The sequence below is a fragment of the Halorubrum salipaludis genome, assembly GCF_002286985.1.
Lineage (GTDB): Archaea > Halobacteriota > Halobacteria > Halobacteriales > Haloferacaceae > Halorubrum > Halorubrum salipaludis.
In genome coordinates, this window is sequence record NZ_NSKC01000001.1 from 214,513 (window position 1) to 239,419 (window position 24,907).

Below are 24,907 nucleotides of genomic sequence, written 5' to 3' on the forward strand. Positions count from 1 at the left end.
GGCGCTGACCTGTCGCGCAGACCTCGCACAGCGACGGGCTTAATCGCCCGAGCGCCCATTGTCCGACGATCAGAGAATGCCGGAACCGTCGGGCATGGACGCGTTCGCGCACCTCGGGAGCGAACTGCGCGAGGCGCTCTCCGAACAGGGGTTCTCCACGCCCACGGAGCCCCAACGCGAGGCGATCCCGCCGCTGGCCGACGGGAAGAACGCCCTCGTGCTCGCCCCGACGGGCACCGGGAAGACGGAGACCGCGATGCTCCCCGTCTTCGACGCGATCGTCGACGCCCGGGATTCGCCGGGCGACCAGCCGCGCGAGGGGATCTCTGCCCTCTACATCACCCCCCTCCGCGCGCTCAACCGCGACATGATGGACAGACTGGAGTGGTGGGGCGACCGGCTCGGCGTCGAGGTCGCGGTGCGCCACGGCGACACCACCCAGTACGAGCGGAGCAAACAGGCCGACGACCCCCCGGACGTGTTGATCACGACGCCGGAGAGCCTCCAGGCAATCTTGACCGGCTCGAAGATGCGGGTCGCGCTCGGAGACGTCGCGCACGTCGTGATCGACGAGGTCCACGAGCTCGCCTCGGCGAAGCGCGGCGCCCAGCTGACGGTCGGGCTCGAACGCCTCCGCCGGGTGGCCGGCCCGTTCCAGCGAGTGGGACTCTCCGCGACGGTCGGCGACCCCGAGGAGGTCGGGCGGTTCCTCGTCGGGTCGGGGACACGCGACCCGAACCGCGAGGGGGACCGCGAGTTCGAGGTCGTCGAGGTCGCGGCCGGGACGCGCACCGACGTGCGGGTGCTCGACCCGCCGATTACGGACCGCGATTCGACGCTCGCCGGCGAGCTGGCGGTCGACGAGACGACCGCGAGCCACGTCCGGGCGATCCGCGAGATCGTCGCCGACCACGAGTCGACGTTGATCTTCGTCAACACGCGACAGACCGCTGAGGCGCTGGGCTCGCGGTTCAAGACGCTCGCGGAGCGGGAGGAGCGGGAGGGCGTCGCCGACCCCACCGAGATCGAGGTCCACCACGGCTCGCTCTCGAAGGACGTGCGGATCGACGTGGAGGACCGGTTCAAGGCGGGCGAGCTCGACGGGCTCGTCTGCACCTCCTCGATGGAGCTCGGGATCGACGTGGGGCGCGTCGACCACGTGGTCCAGTACGGGAGCCCGCGCGAGGTCGCCCGCCTGCTCCAGCGCGTCGGGCGCGCGGGGCACCGCCGCGACCTCGTCTCCGAGGGGACCGTCGTGACGCAGGGCGGCGACGACACGCTCGAAGCGCTCGCGATCGCGCGGCGCGCCGGGGAAGAGCTGGTGGAGCCGGCCGCGATCCACCACGGGAGCCTCGACACCGTCGCCAACCAGATCGTCGGGATCGTGATGGACGAGGGCGAGGTTCACGCCCGACGGGCGTACGATATCGTCACGAACGCGTACCCGTTCGCGGACCTCTCGGAGCCGCAGTTCCAGGAGGTCGTCCGCGAGCTCGACGGCAACCGCCTGCTGTGGCTCGACGAGGAGTCGGACACCTTAGAGAAGTCGGGCGGGACGTGGCAGTACTTCTACGCGAACCTCTCGATGATCCCCGACGAGTCCACCTACGAGGTGTACGACATGTCCTCCCGTCGCGGGATCGGCACCTTGGACGAGCGGTTCGTCGTCAACTTCGCGGGGCCGGGCGAGACGTTCATCCAGCGCGGCGAGATGTGGCGCATCACCGAGGTCGACGAGGAGGAGGAACGGGTGAACGTCACGCCCATCGCCGACCCCGCGGGAGAGGTTCCCTCGTGGATCGGCCAGGAAATCCCGGTCCCGAAGCCCGTCGCGGAGGAGGTCGGCCGGATCCGCGGCGAGGTCGCCGATGCGCTGGAAGCGGGCTCGACGCCCGAGGCGGTCGCGGGCGACCTGGCGGAGCGCTACCCGGCGGACGAGGAGACGATCGCGACCGCGCTGCGGCCGGTCGTCGACCACGTCGACGCCGGCCACCCGGTCCCCACGGACCGCCGGGTCGTGATCGAGGGGAGCGCGCGCACCGTCGCGGTCAACGCCGCCTTCGGCCACGAGGTCAACGAGACGCTCGCGCGCCTGCTCGCGGCGCTCGTGGGGCAGCGCGCGGGCTCGTCGATCGGGATGGACGTGGATCCCTACCGGGTCGAGTTCGAGGTCCCGCACGACGCCGATCCGGGCACCTTCCGCGAGGTGCTGGAGACGACCGACCCCGACCGCCTGGAGGCGTACCTCGAACTCGCCCTGAAAAAGTCCGACGCGCTCAAGTTCACCCTCGCGCAGGTCGCCGCGAAGTTCGGCGCGGTCAAGCGCTACCGCGAGGGACGGGGGCGCTTCGGCGGCGACCGACTGCTCGCGGCGCTGGAGGACACCCCCGTCTACGACGAGGCGCTCCGCGAGGTGTTCCACGCCGACCTCGCGGTCGGGGAGACCGCCGCAGTGCTGGAGGGGATGCAGGACGGTTCGATCGAGACCGCGATCGCCCGCGAGCGGACCCCGCTCGGGACCGCCGGCCGGTCCTCTGGGACGGAGTTCCTCGTCCCCGAGAACGCCGACGCTGACGTGATCGAGACGATCCGCGAGCGGATTCAAAACGACCGGGTGATCCTCTTTTGTCTCCACTGCGCCGACTGGACGCGCACCACGAAGGTCCGGCGCGTCCCGGACCAGCCGGAGTGTCCCGAGTGCGGCTCGACGCGGATCGCGGCGCTGAACCCGTGGGACGACGAGACGGTCGCGGCGGTCCGGGCGTCGGAGAAGGACGAGGAGCAGGAGCGGCGGACGGAGCGGGCGCATCGGGCGGCGAGCCTCGTCCAGACGCACGGGAAGCGGGCCGTGATCGCGCTGGCGGCGCGCGGCGTCGGGCCACACAACGCCGCGCGGATCATCAACAAGCTGCGCGAGGACGAAGACGAGTTCTACCGCGACGTGCTCCGCCAGGAGCGCGAGTACGCGCGGACGCAGTCGTTCTGGGACTAGATCGATACCTAGACCGAGACGGTGGTTCGGTCGATTGTTGGTGAGCGATCGAAAACGTCGGGGAGCCCTCCAAAGCCCCAGCCGGGAGGACGGCGCACGCTCGTTGCGCGCTTCAGTCGCTCGCTTCGCTCGCTCCTTGCAGTGCTTACGTCGCCTGCGCCGTCCTCCCGGCTGCCCCTTTGAGTCCCACCCGTCCCGCAACCGCAGCCTCACGCCTCCCCAGCCTCGTCGCTCCCTTCGGTCGCGACTCCCTCGCGCGTGCTCCTCGCGCCCGCTGGGCGCTCGGAGGCACGCGCCACCGCAACAGCCGTTTATAAATAATCGTAGACGCCGTCCGCCCGATTCGCCCCCTACTCGTCCGGGTACTTCGGCTCGCGGCGCTCGGCGCGCTCGGTCGCGCGCTCGATAACCTCGCGGACCGTGTCGGGGCCGTCGCTCGCGCGGTACACGTCGCCGTGGCCGGGGTACATCGCCGTCACGGTGTCCGGGAGCGCGTCGAGGATAGCGTGCAGGCTTTCGATCAGCGCCTCGCGCGATTGCCCGGCCATGTCGGTGCGGCCGAACGAGCCGTCGTCGAACGCGCCGTCGTTGTACACGACCACGTCGCCGGAGTAGAGCCGCTCGTCGCCGACCAGAGCGACGTGGTCGTCGGCGTGACCGGGGCTCTCGACGACCTCGCAGGGCTCGTCGCCGACGAGGACCTCGTCGCCGTCGCCGATCGCCACGTCGCGTCTGGGGTGGGAGGCGTTGGCGTAGAGCGTCGCGTCGAACCGGTCGAGCACCGCGTCGAGCTCGCCGACGTGGTCGTGGTGCTGGTGGGTCAACACGACCCGGTCGAGCCCGTCGACGCCCGCCTCGTCGAGCGCGTCGGCGATCACGTCCTCGACGCCGGGCATCGTCCCGGCGTCCACGAGCGTCGGCGCCTCGCCGGGCACGAGGTACGCGTTGCAGGTGAACTCCTCCGCGTCCGCAGTGACGGTGATCGGCTCCATACGCGCACGAAGGCCGCCGAACGGGTAAAAGCGTGCAGTCGCCGGCAGGCGGATCGCCGAACACCCCCGAGCGCCCGGGGATTTATCCGTCGCGGCGTGTTAGTTACACTCACATATGGGCTTCGGAAGCTACGACGAATCCGAACAGGAGAACCAGGACCTGGACGCGGATTTCGACGACGACGACGGAGTCCGAGCCGCGGAAGAGGTACACGAGGGCTCCGTCGACTACGAGCCCGGCGCGTCGAACGACGAGCTTCTCGACCGGCTCCAGGAGATCAAGTCCGAGGAGACGTAACGGGGTGACCCCGCCGAGCCGGACGCTCGGAATCGCGTTCTCAGACGGCGACCGGACCAGCCGCCTAGCCGGGGCCGTGGTCAGATCCGACGGCACGCTCGACGGGCTCGGGTTCGAGGCGTGTACCGTCGGCGGAACCGACGCGACCGACGCCGCGATCGCGCTCGTCGACCGGCTCGGCCGCGAGGACGTGCGTCACGTCGCCGTCTCGGGGATCGCGCCGGCGTGGTTCAACCTCCTCGACCTGCCGCGCCTCCGCGACGCCGTCGACCGACCGGCCTACGCCGTGAGCTACGAGGCGAGCCCCGGGCTCGAACCGGCGCTCCGCGAGGCGTTCGACGGCGAGGCGCTCGCCCGGCGGCTCGAGGTCTACCGGTCCCTGCCGGACCGGGTTCGGGTGGTACCGGACGAGTCCGGGGACGCCGCGGACGCGACGGACGAGGACCCGCAGCCCCTGTTTGTCCGCGCGGTCGGGATCGACGCGGGCGAGGCCGCGGCCGCAGTCCGCGGGCTGGTCCGCGAGGGGTTCCGCCGTCCCGAGCCGCTCCGGATCGCCGCGATCGCGGCGAGCGCCCATCGGGAGGCGGCGGAGGGGTAGTCGGCACCCGGTTCTGGCCCGAGCCCCCGGCCGAACCGCGGGCAACGGCCCGCGCCGGATATATACCGGTCCGCCGAGATCCGCCGGTATGAGCGACGACCGCGGCGTGCGGTTCCGCGACCGCGAGCGGCTCGCGCGGACGCGGACACACGAGACCGCCCTCGACTGCCTCGCGGCTGGGATCGAGGCCGCGCTCCCGGAGCGACTGGTCCGCGACGCCGTCTCGGTCCGGGACGGGAGCCTCCGGATCGAGGGTGGCGACGGCGAGACCGGCGAGTACGACCTCGACGCGTTCGACCGGATCGTCCTCCTCGGGGCGGGGAAGGCGTCCGCCGAGGTCGCCGCCGCGCTCGCCGCCGTTCTCGAGGGCGGCGGGCACGGCGGGCACGGCGTCGCCGAGGGCGTCGTCGTCACCGAGGACCCGGCGGACCGACCGTCCGCGGCCGGACTCGCGGTCCTCCCCGGCGACCACCCGATCCCGAGCGAACGGGGCGCCGAGAGCGCGCGGCGGGTGCTCGACGCGGCGGAGCGCGCCGGGCCCGACGACCTCGTGCTCGCCGCGATCACCGGCGGGGGGAGCGCGCTTCTGGCCGCGCCCGCGGACCCGCTCTCGGTCACCGACCTCCGGGCGCTCACGGAGGGGCTGCTCGCGTCGGGCGCGTCGATCGACGAGATCAACGCGGTCCGGAAGCACTGCTCGGCGGTGAAGGGCGGGCAGTTGGCTCGCGCGACCGCCCCCGCGACGACCGCGACGCTCGCGGTCAGCGACGTGATCGGCGACCCGCTCGACACGATCGCGAGCGGCCCGACCGTCCCCGACCCCTCCACGTACGCGGACGCGCTCGCGGTCCTCGACCGGTACGACCTCGACGTCCCCGCCGCGGTGCGCGAGCACCTCTCGACGGGCGCCGACGGCGACCTCCCGGAGACCCCGACCGCGGGCGACCCGGCGTTCGACCGGACCGCGGCGTTCGTCGTCGGCAACGCGCGGACTGCGCTCGACGCGGCCGCGAGCGCCGCGGCGGACCGGGGGTACGAACCGCTCGTCCTCTCCGCGAGCGTCCGGGGCGAGGCGCGCGAGGCCGGGACGACCCACGCCGCGATCGCCGAGGAGTGCGCCGCCCGCGGGTCGCCGGTCGAGCCGCCGGCCGTGCTGCTCTCGGGCGGCGAGACGACCGTGACGCTCGCGGACGCGGCGGACCCCGGGACTGGCGGCCCGAACGCGGAGTTCGTCGCGAGCGCCGGCCTCGCCCTCGCGGCGGGGCCGCTGGGGGAGGAAGCCGGCCGCGGCGACCCCCGGGTCGTCGTCGCGAGCGTCGACACCGACGGGATCGACGGCCCGACCGATGCCGCCGGCGCCGTCGCGGACGCGACGACGCTCGACCCCGACGCCGCCCGCGACGCCCTCGACCGGCACGACGCGTACCCGCTCCTCGACGACGCGGGCGCGCTCCTGCGGACCGGGCTGACCGGGACGAACGTCAACGACCTGCGGGCGATCGTGGTCGAAAAACGGGACTGAGCGTCGGAGACGCGCCGATCGCTTATAAACGGCATGCAGTGGCGCGTGCCTCCGAGGCCGCTTCGCGGCCGAGGAGCACGCGCGAGGGAGTCGCTGGCGGCGATAGCCGCCAGCGACGAGGCTGGGGAGGCGTGAGGTGCGGTACTGTGCGGGGCGGGACTCAAAGGGGCAGTCAGGAGGCGGACAGAGGCGCAGTAAGCACCGCAGGAACGAGCAACGCGAGTGACGAGGCGCGCAGCAAGCGTCTGTCCGCCTCCCGGCTGGGGCTTTGGCGGTGTTCGCCGCCGGGTCACTGTCAGTAACCGTTTATAAACGTCCGACACCGGCCACGCGATCGAGACACCACCCGATCGAACCGTCGTCGCGAGGCGGACGGACTTATGTCGACCCCGCCCACAGACCGATCCATGACCGAGAACGGGGACGACGGAGACGCGCCTGGCGGCGACGCCCTCGACGGAGACGCCCTCGACGAGGACCTCCGAGTGCCCTCCTGCGAGCGCTGCCCGGCGCTCGTCGAGTCGCGGAGCCGGATCGTCGACGGCGTCGGCCCGGCCGACGCGGACCTGCTGTTCGTCGGCGAGGGACCGGGGGCACAGGAGGACGAGAAGGGCGAGCCGTTCGTGGGCCGGTCCGGCGACGTGCTCGACGACGCGCTCCGTGACGCCGGGCTCGCGCGAGCGGACGTGCGGATCACGAACTGCGTGCGGTGTCGCCCCCCGGACAACCGAGACCCGAAGAAGGGGGAGTTAGCGAACTGCCGCGGTCACCTCGAAGGCGAGATCGACCGCGTCGATCCGGAGCTGATCGTCACCCTCGGGAAGGTGCCGAGCGAGCACCTCCTCGACCGGTCAGTGGCGATCACGTCGGAGTCGGGCGACGTGGTGGACGCGCGGATTGCGGGGGCGTCGCGCCGCGTGCTGCTCTCCGTCCACCCCGCGGCGACGCTGTACGACCGGAGCCAGCGCGACGGGTTCTTCGAGACGATCGCGCGGGCGGGCGAGCTGAGCGGCGTGGCCGGCGCCGAGTCGGGCGGTCAGTCGCGGCTCGGCGAGTTCTGAAACGAACGAATAGCGGGCAAAAGCCGTGCGAACGTCCGCCACAGTAGCTCTAGGTATGAAACATAGAAAATAATATACCATGCGAGTCGAACCCACAACCGTATGTCCGACAACAGGTGGTCGGCGGATCGGCGAACGTTTGTCAAAACGGCCGGCGCGGCCGGGGCAGTCGGGCTCGCCGGGTGTTCCGGACTGGGCGGTTCCGGGAGTTCTGCGACCGAGGTCACGTGGGTGATGAACCCCGCGGAAGAGGAGATCGACATCCAGGTCCAGTATCAGCCGCTGTTCGAGTACATCGAGTCCGAGGCGGAAGTCGAGATCGTCGAGCAGCCGACCGCGAGCTACTCCGGGACGGCACAGGAGCTCCGGCGCGCCGAGGAGGGCGACCGCCTCTTCGCTGACACCTCACCGGGCGCGGTCGCGCAGATCCCCGAGGAGCTCGACGTGACCGGGATGCGGGTGGCGTTCGGCGCCGAGCGGTACTTCTCGCTCATCACGACGACGCCCGACAGCGACATCGAGGAGCTGGCCGACATCGAGGGCGAGGTCTTCGCGTCGGCGGCGCCGACGTCGGTCTCCGGGACGCTGTTCCCGCTGTTCATGCTCAGCAACGCCGGGCTCGACATCGGGAACGCCCCCTCGGGCTCGCCCGAGGACTTCGAGCTCCGGACCTCCGATCACACCACGGCCCGCGAACAGCTCATCGAGGACGACCGGATCGCGGCCGCCGGGACCGGCGCGTTCTCGACGGCCTCGCACGTCCCGCAGGAGCAGTTCGACGAGATGTCACAGGAGTTCGCAGACATCTCCGTGGAGTATGACGGGGCCGGCGAGGACGACCCCGAGCTGCAGCTCCTCGCCGTCTCCGACCCGATCCCGCGCGCGCCGATCGTGAGCAACGGCGCGTGGGAGGAGTCGCTCAAGGACGACATCCGGCAGCTGATGATCGACGCGCCACAGGAGGCGTTCGAGCACGACTCGCAGGCGGACATCGCCGAGGCGCTCAACATCGACCCCGAGATCCTCGACATGGAGGAGTCCGAGCTCAGCGAGGAACAGCAGGACGACCTCGATCTGGTCGAGGCTCACGCCCTCTGGTTCAGCGGCGTCGAGCCGGCGACCGAGGAGGACTACCAGCCCGTCGCGGACCTCGGTCGAGAGCTCGGGCTGGAGTGGAGCGAACTCTAGGCCGCGCGGCGATCTACACTCTCTCCTCATGACTTACATCGAAGTAGACGGTCTGACGAAGCGGTTCGGCGACACGGTCGCGCTCGACGACGTGTCCTTCGAGGTCCCCGCCGGCGAGTTCGTCATCGTGCTCGGCGTCTCCGGGTCCGGGAAGTCCACCCTGTTGCGGACGCTGAGCGGACTGCTCTCGCCCACCGAGGGCGAGATCCGGATCGACGGCGAGCCAATGATCGAGCCCCGCCCGGAGGTCGCGATGATCTTCCAACAGCACAACATCATCGGCGACATGACGGCGTACTCGAACTCGCTTTCCGGCGGCGTCCACCGCTCCGGGTTCCTCTCCAGCGTCCTCCAGCTACAGGACGAAGAGGAGAAGCACCGCGCCCTCGACGCCCTCGACACGGTCGGGCTCTTGGACGAGGCCGAGCAGAAGGCGCGACGGATGAGCGGCGGCCAACAGCAGCGCGTGGGGATCGCCCGCGCGCTCGTTCAGCAGCCGAACGTCTTGCTCGCCGACGAACCGGTCGCGAGCCTCGACCCCGGCAGCGCACAGAGCGTGATGGACTACCTCCGGACCGCCTCGGACGACCGCGATCTGACGACCTTCTGTAGCCTCCACCAGGTGAACATCGCCCGGAAGTTCGGGCACCGATTCATCGGCCTGAGAGACGGGAAGAAGGTGTTCGACGGCTACCGAGACGAGCTGACGATCGACGTCATCGATGACCTCTACGGCGACATCGACACCGAGGGGATGTTCGTCCGCGACGACGGCGACGCCGACGCCGCGACCGACGAGGTCGCGACGTCGTGACGGGAACGGAGCTGATCTACGAGTGACAACAGACACAACGACCTCCGACGGGACGGTCGGATCCGACGCGGTCGACGACGAGGGGTCCGACGTTCCGAATCGCATCGCCGAACAGTTCGAGAACATCAGGCAGACGCGTCGCCGCCGAGCGCTCGGGTGGACCGGCCTGCTGGCGTTTCTCGCGTTCGCCACGGTGCAGGCGTTCGCCGCGACGGAGCTTCTGAACCCGGACGCGCGCCTCGAGACGTTCACCGACTCGCTCACCGGCTTCTTCCCGATCACGAGGCACTTCGGCGTGATCCCGTTCCTCGATTTCGGCCAGTACGTCGCGTTCATCAGGCAGGAGAACCTGCTGTACGACCCCGAGATCGGCGGACTGCTGTTCCAGTTCCCGCCGAACCTGGCGGACATCTACGCGTTCTTCTTCCTCGAGCTCGGGATCTTCCAGATATTCGGCGAGGCCGGCATCACGCTCGCGATGGGGTTCGTCGGGACGGTCCTCGGGTTCCCGTTCGCGCTGGTCTTCGGGACGCTCGGCTCCGAGCGCGTCACCCCGTTCCCCTTCAACTTCATCTTCCGCGGGACGATGTCGTTCATCCGGGCGATCCCGGCGATCATCTGGACGCTCATCTTCATCCCGTTCCTCGGGCTCGGCCCGGCCTCGGCCGCGATCGCGATCGCGTTCGACACGATCGGGAACCTCGGCCGGCTGTTCGTCGACGAGCTCGAAGAGATCGAGGACGGGCCGATCGAGGCGATGCGGACGACCGGGGCGAGCAAGCCCCAGATCGTCTTCTTCGGCATGCTGAGCCAGGTCCGGACCGCCTTTATCGCGTGGACGCTGTACATCTTCGAGATCAACGTCCGGATCGGCGTCACGGTCGGCGTCATCGGCGCCGGAGGGCTCGGCTACGTCCTCACCTCCCAGCAGAACCTGCTGCGGTTCACCGAGATGATGGCGACGCTGCTCGCCATCTTCCTGCTCATCATCTCCGTCGAGCTGTTCAGCCAGCGGCTCCGGTCGCGGCTGCGCTCCGACGACGTGGAGATGGGCATCTGGGAGCTCATCGCGGGGTTCCCGCGTCGGATGGCGGACTCGATGCTGAAGTAGTCGGCCGGCGTCCACCGCGGACGCGGTCCGTCGCCTCCCGACTGTCACAAGGGAAACCGACTTTTCCGTGCCCCTCCGAGGGGACGTATGAGCACCTTCGAACCGCCCGCGGAGACGCTGGCGGACGTGGTTTTAGTCGACTACGGCCTCGGGAACCTCCGGTCCGCGACCCGCGGCCTCGAACGCGCCGGCGCGTCGGTCGAGATCACCGACGACCCCGAGGCGTTCGCGGCCGCCGACGGCGTCGTCCTCCCCGGCGTCGGCGCGTTCCGCGAGGGGATGGAGAACGCCGGCCCCCTCCGGGAGGCGTTGACCGACCACGCCGACGCCGGCCGTCCTCTCTTCGGGATCTGCCTCGGGATGCAGATGCTCCTCACGTCCAGCGAGGAGGCCGACCACGAGGGGGAAGGCGAGGTGACCGGCCTCGATCTGGTCCCCGGGACCAACGTCCGATTCGACGTGGACCGCAAGGTCCCGCACATGGGCTGGAACGAGCTGTCCGTCGAGCGCGACCACCCGCTGGTCGAGGGGGTCGAGGGGGAGTACGCCTACTTCGTCCACTCCTACTACGCCGAGCCCGACGACCCGGACGCGGTCGTCGCCACGGCGGACTACGGGGTCGACTTCCCCGCCGTCGTCGCCAACGAGGCGGGCAACGTGTTCGGGACCCAGTTCCACCCCGAGAAGAGCGGGGAGACGGGGCTCCGCATCCTGCGGAACTTCGTCGAATACTGCGCAGACCGGTAGCGACCGAGGATGGCCGACGACAGTCCGACCGTCAGGCTCGGCGTCGACGTGGGCGGCACGTTCACCGACGCCGCGCTCGTCGTCGACGGCGACCTCACGACCGCGAAGGTGCCGACGACGACTCCCCAACACGCCGGCGTCCTCGACGGGATCCGCGAGGCCTGTGACGCCGCCGGGGTCGCCCCCGCCGACGTGGACGCCTTCGCCCACGCGACCACGGTCTCCGTCAACGCCCTCCTCGAACGCGACGGCGCCCGGACCGCGCTCGTGACGACCGCCGGCTTCCGGGACGCGCTGGAGATCGGCCGGCAGACCCGGCCCGCCCTCTACGACCTCGACGCGGAGAAGCCGGCCCCGCTCGTTCCCCGGCGGCGCCGGTTCGAGGTCGACGAGCGCGCGACGACCGAGGGGGTCGAGCACGCGGTCGACCCCAACGAGGTCCGCGATCTGGCGGCCGAGATCGCCGAGAGCGACGCCGAGAGCGTCGCCGTCTGTCTCCTGCACGCGTACGCGCACCCGGAGAACGAGGCCGCGGTGGCCGAGGGCCTCCGCGAGGCGCTCGACGTCCCCGTCTCCGCCTCTCACGACGTGCTCGCCGAGTTCCGGGAGTTCGAGCGCACGGCGACGACCGCCGCGGACGCGTACCTGACGCCGGAGCTCGACGACTACCTCGGGCGGATCGTCGCGGGCGCCGCGGACCTGGGACTCCCCGAGCCGCGGGTGATGCGCTCGAACGGGGGCGTCGCCGACGCCGAGACGGTCCGGCGAAGCGCCGTGACGACGGTGCTGTCGGGGCCCGCCGCCGGCGTCGTCGGCGCGGCCGCGGTCGCGGGCGGCGCGACACTCGCGGGCGCCGCCGAGGACGATGAGACGGGCGATGAGACCGGCGAACCCACCGCCGCCGTCACCTTCGACATGGGCGGCACGTCGAGCGACGTGAGCCTCGTGCGCGACGGCCGGGCCGAGCGGGCCGCGGACACGACGATCGCGGGCGTCCCCCTCCGGACCCCGACCGTCGACGTGGAGACGGTCGGCGCCGGCGGCGGGTCGATCGCGTGGACCGACGCCGGCGGCGCGCTCCGCGTCGGCCCGGAATCCGCGGGCGCGGAGCCGGGACCGGCCTGCTACGGGCGGGGCGGGACCGAGCCGACGGTCACCGACGCCGACGTGCGCTTAGGGTACATCGGTCCGGACGCGGCGCTCGGCGGCGACCTCTCGCTCGACGCCGACGCGGCCCGCGACGCCCTCGACCGGCTCGCCGACGAGGCCGGGATCGAGGGCGACGACGGCCTCGACGCCGCGACCGCCGCGGCACGGGGCGCCTACCGCGTCGCCAACGCGACGATGGCGCGGGCGATCCGGTCCGTCACGGTCGAGCGCGGCCGGGACCCGCGCGCGTTCGACCTCGTCGCCTTCGGCGGCGCGGGGCCGATGCACGCCGCCGCGCTCGCCGACCGGCTCGGGATGGAGCGCGTGCTCGTCCCGGGCCCGGCCGGCGTGCTGTCGGCGTACGGGCTAATCGCGGCCGACGAGACCCACGACGCGGCTCGGACCGTTCGGCTCGGGCTCGGAGACGAGACCGGCGAGGAGCTCACGGCCGCCTTCGCGGAGCTGACCGACCGCGTCCTCGCGGACGTCTCGGACCCCGAGGCGGCGGTCGAGCTGGCCGCCGACTGCCGATACGTCGGGCAGAGCTTCGAGCTCACCGTCGACGCCGGGGGCGGGGAAAGCGAGTCCGGCCGGAGCGGCGCCGTTACGCCGGCCGACCCCGCGACCCTCGCCGAGCGCTTCGCGGCGGCCCACGAGCGCGCCTACGGCTACCGGCTCGACGCCGCGGTCGAGGCGGTCACGCTCCGGGCGACGGCGACCGTCGCGGTCGAGGCCCCGACCGTCTCGCGGGCCGGCGCGGTCGACACGAAACGGGGGGCTCGCAGGGTCGTCTTCCCCGACGCCGGCGCGGTCGAGGCCGCCGTCTACGACCGCGACGCGCTCGGGGCCGGAGCGACCCTCGACGGGCCGGCGGTGCTCGAAGGCGCCGAGAGCACGACCGTCGTCCCGCCCGCGTGGGGCGGTCGCGTCCGGCGGGACGGGACGGTCGTGCTGGAGCGGGAGGAGGGGGCCGCGGGACCGACGGGGGGTGACGGCCGATGACCGGTCGCGGACCGGACGCCGACGGCGGGGACGCCACCGCCATCGACCCGGTGACGCTCGAGGTCCTCCGCAACCAGCTGGAGGGCGTCGCCGAGGAGATGGGAACCGTGCTGATCCGCGGGGCGTACTCGCCGAACATCACGGAGCGGCGGGACTGCTCGACAGCGCTCTTCGACGCTGACGGCCGGATGGTCGCGCAGGCGGAGCACATCCCGGTCCACCTCGGCGCGATGCCGGAGGCGGTCGCGGCCGTGCGGGAGCGGGACCCCGCCCCCGGCGACGTCTTCGTCCTCAACGACCCGTTCACCGGCGGGACGCACCTCCCCGACGTGACGCTCGTCTCGCCGCTGGCGCTCGACGGCGACGTGGTCGGCTTCGCGGTCTCCCGCGCGCACCACGCCGACGTGGGCGGGATGACCCCCGGGAGCATGCCGGCCGGCGCCCGCGAGATCTACCAGGAGGGGCTCCGGATCCCGCCGATACGGCTCGTCGACGGCGGCGACCGGGTCGAGGACGTCTTCGACCTGATCTTCGCGAACGTGCGGAACCCGGCGGAGCGGCGCGCCGACTTCGAGGCGCAGGTCGCGGCCAACGAGCGGGCGGGCGACCGGCTCCGCGACCTCGCCGCCGAACACGGCCGCGACCGGCTCGAAGCCGCCTTCGACGCCGTGATCGACTACTCCCGCGAGCGGACGACCGGCGCGATACGGGAGCTGCCGGACGGGACGTACGAGGCCGAAGACGCGCTGGAGGGGGACGGCGTCACCGACGCCGATATCCCGATCCGGACGAGGGTGACCGTCGACGGCGGGTCGCTCGCGGTCGACTTCGCGGGGAGCGCCGACCAGGTCGCGGGGAACTGCAACGCCCCCTTCGCGGTCGCGAAGAGCGCGGTCTACTTCGCCGTGCGCTGCGTGACGGACCCGTCGATCCCGCCGAACCACGGATGTTACGAGCCGGTGTCGGTGTCGGCGCCCGAGGGGTCGATCCTGAACCCCGAGCCGCCGGCGGCGGTCGTCGGGGGGAACGTCGAGACCAGCCAGCGCGCGGTCGACGTGGTCCTCGCGGCGCTCGGCGAGGCGGCCCCCGATCGGGTGATCGCCGAGGGGCAGGGGACGATGAACAACCTCACGATCGGGAGTCGGGGCGGAGGTGGTGCCGGTCGCGGCGAGGGCGGCGACCCCGCGGGCAACACCCGAGAGTCGTTCACCTACTACGAGACGATCGGCGGCGGGTTCGGCGCGCGCCCCGACGCAGACGGGATGGACGGCGTGCAGGTCGGGATGACGAACACCCTCAACACCCCCGTCGAGGCGCTGGAGGCGGCGTACCCGCTCCGAGTGGAGCGGTACGCCTTCCGCCCGGGCAGCGGGGGGGACGGGCGCCACCGGGGCGGGCTCGGGCTGGAACGGACCGTCCGGGTCGAGGCCGCGGCGACGGTCTCGCTTTTGACCGAGCGGCGGCGTCACGCCCCCGCGGGCCGAGAGGGCGGAAAGTCCGGAGCGGTCGGCGAGAACCTGATCGACGGCGAGCCCGTCCCCGCGAAGGCGACGGTCGACGTGGATCCGGGGACGACCGTGACCGTCCGGACGCCGGGCGGGGGCGGGTACGGCGACCCCGCGGAGCGCGACCCGGCGGCGAGGAAACGGGACCGGACGGACGGGAAGACGACCCGAGACGGTCCGACCGAGGAATGAGGAGCCGCCGTCCTACAGCCCGTCGTACGGGCCGGGCTTCGCGGCGGTGAGCCGGTCGACCTGCTCGTCGGACAGGTCGATCTCGGCGGCCGCGAGGTTCTCCGCGAGCTGGTCGGTCGTGCGCGCGCCGACGATGGGCGCGGTGACGCCGTCGCGGTGGGCGAGCCACGCGAGGGCGGTCTGCGCAGGCGTGGCGTCCACCTCGTCGGCGACCGCGTCGAGCTCGTCGTGGAGGTCGAAGTTCTGCTCCGTGAGGTACGACTCCTGGAAGCGGCTCGACTCGGCGGCCTTCGAGTCGTCAGGGAGGTCGGCGTCGCGGTCGTACTTCCCGGTCAGGAAGCCTTGTCCGAGGGGGCTCCACGGGGAGACGGCGAGGTTCCGCTGGCGCGCGAACTCCAGGTAGTCGCCCTCGACCTCGCGGTCGACGAGGTTGTAGCGCGGCTGAAGCACTTTGAACGGCTCCCAGCCCTCGTTGCGGGCGATCTCGTTGGCGCGGGCGACCTTCCACGCGTTCGGGTGGAGCGTGGAGGCGCCGAGGTAGTGGACCTTGCCGGACTCGACGAGCCCGTTGAGCGTCTTCATCAGCTCGCGGGCCGGCGTCTCGTCGTCCCACCGGTGGATGTAGAGCACGTCGAGGTAGTCGGTGTCGAGCCGGTCCAAGAGGGCGTCGACGCGGTGGCGGACGTTCTTGCGGTTCGTGCCGCGGCTGTTCGGATCGCCGTCGCGGATCTGCCAGTACACCTTCGAGGCGATCGTGTAGCGCTCGCGGTCGCGCTCGGCGAGCCAGTCGCCGATCCAGCGCTCGCAGTCGCCGCCGCCGTACACGTCGGCGGTGTCGATGTAGCGCCCGCCCGCGGCCTCGTACCCGTCGAGCAGCTCGTGAGCCCGGTCCTCGTCGATCTCCACGTTGCCCGCCTCGGTCACGCGGCCGAACCGCCACGTGCCGAGCTGGAGCTCGCTCGTTCGGAGGCCGGTTCGGCCGAGCGGGACCGTATCGAGGTCGATATCGTCGAGTTCGGGAGTCATCGATCAGGCGGTTGTGCCCGTCGCCGCAAAAACCTACAGCAAGCGGATGTACCGTGTGAACGTGGGGCGAGAAGACTGGTCGCGACGCGCGTGTCGCGACGCCCCTACCACGGCTCGTTCCTCACTACCACGGCTCGTTCCTCACTACCACGGCTCGTTCCTCACTACCACGGCTCGTTCTTCAGTCCGAGCGCGTAGGCGCCGACGTTGGTGACGACGTGGAGGACGGGCGTCATCACGAGCACGACCGCGAGGACGGACGGGGTGAACACCGCGAGCGCCCAGTCGGTGTCGACGACGAAGACCGCCGCGAGCGCGCCGACGACGAAGTCGAGCTGGTCGAGCCCCGGGAACGCCGCCCCGCGCTCTCGGCCCGACCGGCGCTTGAGGAACGAGGCGCCGATGTCGCCGCACATCGCGCCGAACGCGAGCGCGAACGCGGCCGGGAGCGCGAACGTCGGGAGGTCGACGCCGAGCGCGGCGCCCGCGGGCGTCGCGAGGCGGTTGAGGGCGAGCGCGAGGAGGACGCCGACGAGGGTGCCGACCGCGGTCCCGCGCCAGGTCTTCCCGTCGCCGAGGACGCGGGCGCCGCGCCACTCGCGGCCGCCGTCGATGGGGCGGCCGCCGCCGGCCAGCACCGCGGCGTTGTTCGGCACGTAGGCGGGCAACATCGCCCAGAACGCGGTCGCGACGAGCGAACCGATCATACCTGCGTCGTCGCCCGTCTGGGGTATATAAATCCCGGATCGCGTCGGTCCCGAAAGCGTCGGCGTCGGCAACAATCAAGTCGCTACCGCCGCGAGTAAGGCGTATGATCCCTCCGATCGCGCGGCGGTTCGTCGCCGGCGAGAGCGTCCCGGAAGCCATCGAGCACGCCCGAACGTGTAACGAGGACGGCGTCGCCGTCATCCTGAACCTGCTCGGGGAGCACTACGACGACCCCGCGGACGCCCGCGCTGACGCCGACGCGTACCTCGCGCTGTTAGACGACATCGCCGACAGCGGGCTCGACGCCTGCGTCTCGGTGAAACCGTCGCAGATCGGGCTCGACGTGTCCGACGAGCTGTTCGCGGAGCACTACCGCGAGATCGTCGCCCGCGCCCACGAGCTGGACGCGTTCGTCTGGTGCGACATGGAGGACGCCGACACCACCGACGCGACGCTCGACGCCTTCGAGTCGATCGCCGCGGAGTACCCGTGGAGCGTCGGGCAGTGCGTCCAGTCGAACCTCAAGCGCACTCGCGAGGACCTGGAGCGCCTCGTCGACGTGCCCGGTTCGATCCGGCTCGTGAAGGGCGCGTACGACGAGCCGAAGTCGATCGCGTACACAGAGAAGTCGCGCGTCGACAGGGCGTACCGCGAGGACCTCGAGTTCCTGTTCGAGCGCCGCGACCGCGGGGTGGCGGTCGGCTCCCACGACCCCGCGATGATCGCGCTCGCCGACCGGCTCGCGCGGGAGCACGGGACCGACTACGAGGTCCAGATGCTGATGGGCGTCCGCGACGAGGCCCAGCGCGACCTCGCCGCGCAGGGGGTGGACGTGGCCCAGTACGCCCCGTACGGGAACCGGTGGCTCTCGTACTTCTACCGGCGGGTCCGCGAGCGCAGGCAGAACCTGACGTTCGCGGCGCGGGCGGTGCTCGGGCGGTGACCGAGGACCGCGATCCCGCGGGCGTCCGCCGAGGCCGCCCGGTACGTAGAAGCCCCTTTAAGGATTGCCGACAGATACGGACTCGATAGATGTCCACGTGGAAACGCGACTTCGCCAGCGGTCTCATCGTGCTGGCCCCGCTTTTGGTGCTCCTCTTAGTCCTCCAGTGGATCTACCGGTACATCGCCTCGATCCCGCTGATCGACGAGCTCCAGCCGCCGATCATCCCCGGGCCGCTGGAGCCGGTCTCGCGGGTTATCATCGCGATGGCGGTGTTCGCGACGGTCGTCCTCGCGGTCGGCTACTTCATGCGGACGACGCTCGGCCGGCTGGCGGAGTCCACCGTCGACGGCGCCATAAACCGGATCCCGGCGCTGCGCGTGGTGTACAACGCCTCGAAGCTCGCGATCGAGACGGCCGTCTCCGGGACCGACGAGCTCCAGAGCCCCGTGTACATCGAGACGTGGCCGGGGATCCGCATGACCGCCTTCCGCACCGGGCGGAAGACCCGCGACGGGAAGATCGTCCTGTTCATGCCGACCGCGCCGAACATCACCACCGGCTTCGTCATCGAGGTCGAACCGGAGCGCGTCGAGGAGACCGGCGAGACCGTCGAGGAGGGAATGACGCGCGTCCTCTCCGCCGGCTTCGCCGAGTCCGCGCATCAGGTGCCCGTCGAGGAGGAGGCGCCGTCAGACGGGACCACCGGACAGCCCGGAGGCGTCAGCGGGGTCCGCACCGACGGGACGCCCGGGGAGTCGGACCGGTCGTCGACGGACGGCGGAAGCGACGGCGACTGATCGGCGACAGCGGAAGCGACCGATCGGCGACGGCAACGTTGACGACGGCAACGGCGGCGACCGTTCGGCGCCGATGACGACGGCGACCCGCTTATAAGTAGGTAAACCAGTCGTCGTGGTCGTCGGTCCGCCGCTCGACCAGATCGAAGAAGGCGCTCTGCAGCTCCTCAGTCACCGGGCCGCGGGTGCCCGCGCCGATCTCCGTGTCGTCGACCGACCGGATCGGCGTCACCTCGGCCGCGGAGCCGGTGAAGAACAGCTCGTCGGCGGTGTACAGCTGTCCGCGGGAGATCATCGCCTCGTCGTGGACGGTGTAGCCGCGCTCCTCCGCCAGTTCGATGACCGTGTCGCGGGTGATCCCCTCGAGGATCGACTGCGCGGGACCGGTGGTGTAGATCTCGCCGTCGTTGACCATGAAGATGTTCTCGCCCGGCCCCTCGGCGACGTTGCCTTCCTTGTTCAGGACGATGGCCTCGACGTAGCCGTTGCGGCGGGCCTCCTCGCCCGCGAGCATGGAGTTGACGTACAGGCCTGTGGTCTTGACGTTCGTCGGCACCTGCGAGGAGGCGTGTTTCCGCCACGAGGAGACCATCACGTCGACGCCCTCCTCGAGCGCCTCCTCGCCGAGGTACGCGCCCCAGGGCCACGCGGCGAGGACGAGGTCGGTCGGGCAGTCCTTCGGCGAGACGCCCAGCGAGTCGTAGCCGTAGTAGGCGATCGGCCGGATGTAACAGGACCCGAGGTCCTGCCGGTCGAGGAGTTCGAGGGTGGCCTCGGTGATCTCCTCGCGGGAGTGCTCGATGTCGAGGTCGTACATCTTCGCGGAGTCGAACAGCCGGTCGAGGTGCTCGTCCCACCGGAAGATCGCCGGTCCCCGCTCGGTGTCGTAACAGCGGACGCCCTCGAACACGCCGCTCCCGTAGTGGAGCGCGTGGGTCAGAACGTGAGTGGTCGCGTCCTCCCAGTCGAGGAACTCACCGTTCTTCCAGATCGTGTCGACATCCATCTCGTCGAATCCCATACTACAGCGGTCGTGACCTCCCGGCTTAAATCTGTGACATGCGGAGAACGCGGCGACCGTCGGCGACCCGCCCACTTATAAACAAGCTGCTGACGGACCGACGGTGGATACCCTGAGTCCGCGGTCGCCCGTTTATCAGTGGCTCCACGGGAACCGACGCGAACGCCTCCGAAGCCCCAGCCGCTCGGCTGTACGATGTTTATAAACCGACGATCGGTACCGACACTTCCAAAGCCCCAGCCGCTCGGCTGTACGATGTTTATAAACCGACGATCGGTACCGACACTTCCAAAGCCCCAGCCGCTCGGCTGTACGATGTTTATAAACCGACGATCGGTACCGACACTTCCAAAGCCCCAGCCGCGAGGCCGCCAGAGACGACGCCAAGCACCGCAACGAGTGAGCGGAGCGAACGAGTGAGGAGCGCAGCGAGTGTCTGGCGGCCTCGCGGCTGCCCCTTTGAGTCCCTCCCCGCACCGCACAGCACCTCACGCCTCCCCAGCCTCGTCGCTCGATCGGGCTCCCTTCGGTCGCCCGCTCGCGACTCCCTCGCGCGGCGCTGCTTCGCGGTCGCCGGAGGCGACCGCTCGCAGGCGCGCGCCGGATCGGCTAGTCAGGAGCACTTCATCGAGAGAAAGCGGGTCGGTCGTCTGTGCCCTCGCGGCGTCAGCGCAGCGCCTCGACGAGGGCAGTGCCCTCAACGTAGGGGATTCCGCGCCGGCGGGCGTACGCCTCGGCGTCCGCGGGCGCCAGCGCGGCGCCCGTCTCGTCGTCGAGCATCTCGCAGACCACGGCGGCGGGGGCGGCGTCGACGGCCGCCGCCATCGCGAGCCCGAGCTCCGTGTGACCGGTCCGGCCGCGCAGCCCGTCGCGGGCGCCCCGGAGCACGTGGACGTGGCCGGGCGCGCGGAACTCCGCGGCGAACTCCTCGGGACCGTAGCTCGCCGGGTCGGCGCCGGCGGCAGCGGCCGCGTTCGCGAGCTCGACGATGGTCCGAGCGCGGTCCTCGTCGGTGATCCCCGTGAACGTCTCGCGGTGGTTCACCGGGAGCGAAAAGGAGGAGCGGTCGTCGTACTCGGGGTCGTCGTCGACCGCGGGGTGGTCGAGCGCGTCCGCGAGGAACGGGAGCCCGAACGCATCCGCGACCGGGTCGGAGACCGCGACGCAGATCAGCCCCCCCGCGTCGTTGCGCATGTGCGCGACGGCGGCCTCGTCGACCGCGCCGGCCGGGTAGACGATGTCCGTCTCGCCCTCCCGGTCCGCGAAGTCGTGGACGCAGACCGGATCGCCCGCGCGGAAGGCGTCGAGGGCGCGCCGGACCGAATCGGCGTCGGAGCCGGAATCGGCGTCGGGGACGGGATCCGAGTCGGAGTCGGAGACCGCCTCGGCGTCCGCGGGCGCGGCCTCCGCCTCGGCGTCCACGTCGGCGTCGGCGCGCATCAGGCGACCTCCGTCTCGACGGCGTCAGCGGGACTCTCGCCCTCGTCGTCGTCTTCCGGCGACTCGGACGCCGCCTCGCTTTCGGGCTCGTCCGCCCGGCTCGTGGCGGCCACGCGGACCTCGACCGCGTCGCCGTCGTCGAGGTCGAGCGCGTCGCGGAGCCGCTCGGGGGCGATCAGCTCGAGCTGGTCGTCGTCGTGGTGGGTCCGGTCGGGGACGATCGCGTGGACCTCCTCGTAGCGCTCGTCGCCGGCGACGAGGGTGACGCCGTAACAGGAGGCCGCGCCGTACGTGCGGTCCTCGCCCTCCCACGCGTCGATCGGGACCGCGTCGATGCCGGCCATCTCGCCGCGCCGGCGGACGCTCTCCTCGGAGAGGTCGACGTTGAGCGTACCCGGGAACGGCTCGTAGCCCAGGCGCGCGCGGAACTGCTCGGCGTAGCCGGGCAGGGTGATGTAGTGTCGCCCCTCGCCCATCCCCCCGGTGACCGCGCCGCGGAGCACGAGCTCCACGTCGGTCTCGAACAGCCGGCGGTAGTCGGCGTACTCCGCGCGGAGGGCCGCCTCGCCCGCGTCGGTGACGCGCACCCACTGGCCGTCGCCGACCACGTCGCGCTCGATGTACCCCGCGGATTCGAGGGTCTGAAGCCGCCGAGAGGCGGTCTGCGTCGAGGCGTCGAGCCGGTCGCCGAGGGCCGCACACGACACCTTCGTCTCGGTCAGGCCGCCGACGAGCCCGACGTGTTTCAGGGCCGCGATCGCGGCCGGGTCGGGGTCCGCCGTCGACGTCGCTTCTGCCATGTCCGGGTCTGGGTCGTCCGCACGCAAAAGAGTAACGGAAATGAGATGCGTCCCAGAAACGTTAATCGGGTGGGGAGTGGGAACCGGCGGCCGAAGTCACCGAAGTCGCGTCCGAAGGTACTGAACGTCGTGGCGCCCCGTACCTAACCCCATCGGTATCGGCGGTCGTCGTCGCGAGCTGTGACGCCGTCGAGCGTGCGGGGCGACGGCGGCGGACGCCGGCGCGAGAATACGGGACGCCCGCGTGGGAGTGCGAACCACCCGCGTGCGGGTCGCCGAAAGGTAAGGTACAAATACGAACGGCGATTGGTTCCGGGTGCGGGCTCGTAGATCAGCGGCAGATCGCTTCCTTCGCAAGGAAGAGGCCCGGGGTTCAAATCCCCGCGAGTCCATAACTGCCGGTTATGTTCTCGAAGGTTCCTAAATTCGTTAGCTGAGGCCCTATCTCTCCAAATTACTCGTTCCGGAGGGTCGAATAAACCCGGGCGAGAAAAGAGAGTCCATAAATCTCGTACATCCGGGTACCTGCTGTCTGCTGATTTCATCGAAGGAAATCGGGGTGATCTGCGGTGAGCCTGACCGACGGCTCCACCGGGACGACCCTGTCCGCGGACGGCCCGGGTGAGTTCTGGTGCCCCTTCTGTAATCAGCGGTGCACGCGGAACTCCACCAGCGGCATCGAGTACGGGCACGCGCTCGATTGCCCCGAGCGGCCCGACGACCTCGCGAATCCTGACCAGAAGTGAGCCGGCCAGCTGCGCGCCGGTCCACCTCCCCACGGGTTCGGCACGATCTCGTCCGCCTCGACCACGCGACCCTCGGCAGTCTCTCCAAGCGGTCGGCGACCTTGCGGTCCGTGAGGTCCGCCGGACGCGGACCGAACGGCGCCGACCGCGCACAGGCGACCGAAGGTCGCCAAACGAGCGGCGGTGCTGTCGCGGCGCGGTCGCGCACACCTGGAGGTGAGCGATGAGCGCGCCCGACGAAGGGGGTGCGTCTTGGCCTTCCAAGGAGACTAACTCTGTAACGGCTTCTCTCACCGGATTAGAGGAAGACGCCGATCCCGTCGTCGAACGTGTCTCTGAGTTCGCGTCCGAGTACCCACACCTCGCCGATCAACCGCTCTCTGAGACGCACGGGCGGAAGCTTCGGCGCATCGTCACGGAAGCCGACTGGGAACAGGAGTTCGTCGACCCAGACCGCCCGCTTGAGGACTCCTTTGCCGTCGATACGCTCCGCGAGCGTTCCGCCGGAACGTGGCTCGATGCCGTTCACGCCTTCCTCCGGGCACATCACGAGTACAAAGGAATGCTCGCCCGCTTCGAAGATCGAGAAAGCGGCGACGAGTTCGACGTACCTCTCGTCGATGCATGGGGAGAGGACTATAGCCGAACGCAGTACGCACGGGCTCGCGCGCTCCAGCGACAGATGTCCGGCGGCAAACGTCCGTCCGGCGGCGAAGCGGTCCCCGCGTGGGACGATGCCGTGACCACCATGTTGACCCTGACTGCTTCGTCTGTCCCCGATGGTACCCGCGTGCCTCCCGTCGACCAGATGGACGCGATTCACGACGCGTTCAGTTACGGCGGCGTCCGCGACACGCTCCGTAACGTGATGGAGTATCACCTCGATCTCGAACCCGAACAGTGGGGCTACTGGCTCCAAGCAGAACCGCACGGAATGGGTGCTGCCTCGAACCCCGACGAAGACGCCGGACTCAATGCCTGCTACACTCATATTCACGTCGGCGTCTACTTCGACGGCGGCCGCTTCGATGACCTCCGTCCGGTCGCCTCTGAGTTCGAACGGGTGATCGACAAGCACCTAGAAGTGTGCGACCTTGCAGGGTGGTCAGCACACAACTACGACGAGATTGACGACTACCTACAGGAAGACAACGGCTGCATCTCTATGAATGCAGGCGTTGGTAACCTCGGTTCCTACCTCGCCGCGTACATGGGTGGTTACACGGAGGACCTCCTAGACAAGCCGATCGAGTACATCGCGTGGGGTGCCGTGTACTGGTCGGCAGCTCGGCGACGAACCTCTCGGTCTCAAACGGTGAACCAAGCGATTCGCGCCGATCGGTGCGAGCAGCGTGCCGAAAACGAAGAATCCGGACAGGTCGATCCTCACGGCGAGCGGGTCCGGTGGGACGACGGCCACGGCGCCGATGTGGTCTGTGCCTGCTGCGGATCACCGTGGACTGTCGACCAGGACCGACTCGACGGACCTCCCGAATCGGAAACCGCGCTTGACGACGATCTCCGATGGGCAGCTGGCGCGGCTACGCCGCCGCCGGAACCTGAACCGGGTCGCTCGCTCGCCGAACGATGGCCGAGTGCCGATAGCGCGTGGTCCTACGGCGAGTCTCCCCGAAAGGCGCTCATCCGTGAGCGCGTCCAGGACTACCTCGATGTTCACGGGCAAGACGTGTCGCTCCCCTCGTTACTGGCGCATCTGAACATCGACCCGTCGGACAAGAAGTTCGTCGGCGAGATACTGAACGGAACCGAACAACCGGAGTCGGAATCGGTCGATCGGCGCCAACATGAGCCACAGCTCGGCTACGAGCTGAAGGCAATCGTCGATAGCGACGGCAACGAACACCAACCCGGTGGCGGTGGTGTCGATATGGTGCAGCTGGAGCTTCCTGTCGGGCACATCATCGAGAACACTCGGCTCTCGAACGACCTCGCACAAGGAGAGGTCTTCCGGAATAGACGGACTGGCGTTGCGACTCACGACCCGGAAACGATCGCTCGGGGGTTCGTCAACAACGGTATCATTGACCCTGATGTCGCTGACCGTCTCTTAGTCGTTGAGGACTACCACATCTCGAACCCAGAGATGGCTCGCGATGAACTCCGTCCTTGTATGTTACATCCTAATGGAAATATGCCGAAATGAGAATACAATCTATTTCTTCTCAAATGTTATTAGAGATAATTAGTAGTGGTGAGATAAACCAAATGATGTTTGTGTATTAAATCCAATT

General features: G+C 70.2%; 21 protein-coding genes and 1 tRNA gene. 16 read left to right on the forward strand and 6 right to left on the reverse strand.

Annotation, left to right across the window (positions count from 1 at the left end):
- Positions 1-76 precede the first annotated feature (76 nt).
- Positions 77-2,992: a DEAD/DEAH box helicase gene (locus CK500_RS01035; protein WP_198951476.1), complete on the forward strand. Its 2,916-nt coding sequence runs from the start codon at positions 77-79 to the stop codon at positions 2,990-2,992.
- A 350-nt stretch (positions 2,993-3,342) separates the two neighbouring features.
- On the opposite strand, the gene CK500_RS01040 is transcribed toward CK500_RS01035, so the two are convergent.
- Entirely contained in the window at positions 3,343-3,984 is a 642-nt protein-coding gene (locus CK500_RS01040) for an MBL fold metallo-hydrolase (protein ID WP_095635403.1), read from the reverse strand.
- 115 nt (positions 3,985-4,099) lie between these two features.
- On the opposite strand from CK500_RS01040, the gene CK500_RS01045 reads away from it, so the two are divergent.
- From CK500_RS01045 to CK500_RS01090, 10 genes are all read left to right on the forward strand, one after another.
- Positions 4,100-4,282, forward strand: coding sequence for a DUF5786 family protein (locus CK500_RS01045; protein ID WP_004049114.1), 183 nt, complete (start codon positions 4,100-4,102; stop codon positions 4,280-4,282).
- 4 nt (positions 4,283-4,286) lie between these two features.
- Positions 4,287-4,880, forward strand: a complete 594-nt coding sequence (locus CK500_RS01050) for an endonuclease dU (protein ID WP_095635404.1) — start codon at positions 4,287-4,289, stop codon at positions 4,878-4,880.
- Between the two features lie 88 nt (positions 4,881-4,968).
- Positions 4,969-6,402: a glycerate kinase type-2 family protein gene (locus CK500_RS01055; protein ID WP_095635405.1), complete on the forward strand. Its 1,434-nt coding sequence runs from the start codon at positions 4,969-4,971 to the stop codon at positions 6,400-6,402.
- 407 nt (positions 6,403-6,809) lie between these two features.
- A complete protein-coding gene (locus CK500_RS01060; RefSeq protein WP_095635406.1) occupies positions 6,810-7,463 on the forward strand; it encodes a uracil-DNA glycosylase in 654 nt (217 codons plus the stop codon).
- A 102-nt stretch (positions 7,464-7,565) separates the two neighbouring features.
- Positions 7,566-8,651, forward strand: coding sequence for a phosphate/phosphite/phosphonate ABC transporter substrate-binding protein (locus tag CK500_RS01065; protein WP_095635407.1), 1,086 nt, complete (start codon positions 7,566-7,568; stop codon positions 8,649-8,651).
- A 28-nt stretch (positions 8,652-8,679) separates the two neighbouring features.
- Positions 8,680-9,465 (forward strand): phosphonate ABC transporter ATP-binding protein, encoded by a 786-nt coding sequence (locus CK500_RS01070; protein ID WP_095635408.1) that lies wholly within the window; start codon positions 8,680-8,682, stop codon positions 9,463-9,465.
- Between the two features lie 22 nt (positions 9,466-9,487).
- Entirely contained in the window at positions 9,488-10,576 is a 1,089-nt protein-coding gene (gene phnE / locus CK500_RS01075; RefSeq protein WP_095635409.1) for a phosphonate ABC transporter, permease protein PhnE, read from the forward strand.
- A gap of 87 nt (positions 10,577-10,663) precedes the next feature.
- The gene (gene hisH, locus CK500_RS01080; RefSeq protein WP_095635410.1) at positions 10,664-11,323 is read left to right on the forward strand and encodes an imidazole glycerol phosphate synthase subunit HisH; all 660 of its coding nucleotides are present in this window, start codon (positions 10,664-10,666) and stop codon (positions 11,321-11,323) included.
- A 9-nt stretch (positions 11,324-11,332) separates the two neighbouring features.
- On the forward strand, positions 11,333-13,474 hold the full coding sequence (locus CK500_RS01085) for a hydantoinase/oxoprolinase family protein (RefSeq protein WP_095635411.1): 2,142 nt from the start codon (positions 11,333-11,335) through the stop codon (positions 13,472-13,474).
- Positions 13,471-15,171, forward strand: coding sequence for a hydantoinase B/oxoprolinase family protein (locus tag CK500_RS01090; RefSeq protein WP_095635412.1), 1,701 nt, complete (start codon positions 13,471-13,473; stop codon positions 15,169-15,171). The genes CK500_RS01085 and CK500_RS01090 overlap by 4 nt, the downstream gene beginning before the upstream one ends.
- Before the next feature lie 12 nt (positions 15,172-15,183).
- On the opposite strand, the gene CK500_RS01095 is transcribed toward CK500_RS01090, so the two are convergent.
- Together CK500_RS01095 and CK500_RS01100 are read right to left on the reverse strand one after the other, a co-directional pair.
- Positions 15,184-16,197, reverse strand: a complete 1,014-nt coding sequence (locus CK500_RS01095; RefSeq protein WP_095635413.1) for an aldo/keto reductase — start codon at positions 16,195-16,197, stop codon at positions 15,184-15,186.
- 164 nt (positions 16,198-16,361) lie between these two features.
- A complete protein-coding gene (locus CK500_RS01100) occupies positions 16,362-16,904 on the reverse strand; it encodes a CDP-2,3-bis-(O-geranylgeranyl)-sn-glycerol synthase (RefSeq protein WP_095635414.1) in 543 nt (180 codons plus the stop codon).
- A gap of 104 nt (positions 16,905-17,008) precedes the next feature.
- Between CK500_RS01100 and CK500_RS01105 the strand changes: the two genes are divergently transcribed.
- Positions 17,009-17,848: a proline dehydrogenase family protein gene (locus CK500_RS01105; RefSeq protein ID WP_095635415.1), complete on the forward strand. Its 840-nt coding sequence runs from the start codon at positions 17,009-17,011 to the stop codon at positions 17,846-17,848.
- Between the two features lie 89 nt (positions 17,849-17,937).
- Complete coding sequence (locus CK500_RS01110; RefSeq protein ID WP_095635416.1) at positions 17,938-18,648, forward strand: DUF502 domain-containing protein; 711 nt, start codon at positions 17,938-17,940, stop codon at positions 18,646-18,648.
- A gap of 91 nt (positions 18,649-18,739) precedes the next feature.
- Here CK500_RS01110 and CK500_RS01115 read toward each other — a convergent pair whose 3' ends face one another.
- From CK500_RS01115 to CK500_RS01125, 3 genes are all read right to left on the reverse strand, one after another.
- A complete protein-coding gene (locus tag CK500_RS01115; protein ID WP_095635417.1) occupies positions 18,740-19,669 on the reverse strand; it encodes a branched-chain amino acid transaminase in 930 nt (309 codons plus the stop codon).
- Between the two features lie 666 nt (positions 19,670-20,335).
- Complete coding sequence (gene ribB / locus CK500_RS01120; protein ID WP_095635418.1) at positions 20,336-21,109, reverse strand: 3,4-dihydroxy-2-butanone-4-phosphate synthase; 774 nt, start codon at positions 21,107-21,109, stop codon at positions 20,336-20,338.
- A complete protein-coding gene (locus CK500_RS01125; protein ID WP_095635419.1) occupies positions 21,109-21,909 on the reverse strand; it encodes a DUF120 domain-containing protein in 801 nt (266 codons plus the stop codon). The genes ribB and CK500_RS01125 overlap by 1 nt, the downstream gene beginning before the upstream one ends.
- A 320-nt stretch (positions 21,910-22,229) precedes the next feature.
- Between CK500_RS01125 and CK500_RS01130 the strand changes: the two genes are divergently transcribed.
- The 3 genes from CK500_RS01130 to CK500_RS01135 all read left to right on the forward strand — a co-directional run bounded on the left by CK500_RS01130 (position 22,230) and on the right by CK500_RS01135 (position 24,819).
- Positions 22,230-22,301: transfer RNA gene (locus tag CK500_RS01130), tRNA-Ala, on the forward strand.
- A 177-nt stretch (positions 22,302-22,478) separates the two neighbouring features.
- A complete protein-coding gene (locus CK500_RS17130) occupies positions 22,479-22,655 on the forward strand; it encodes a hypothetical protein (RefSeq protein WP_158224015.1) in 177 nt (58 codons plus the stop codon).
- A gap of 223 nt (positions 22,656-22,878) precedes the next feature.
- Complete coding sequence (locus CK500_RS01135) at positions 22,879-24,819, forward strand: hypothetical protein (protein WP_095635420.1); 1,941 nt, start codon at positions 22,879-22,881, stop codon at positions 24,817-24,819.
- Positions 24,820-24,907: the final 88 nt, after the last annotated feature.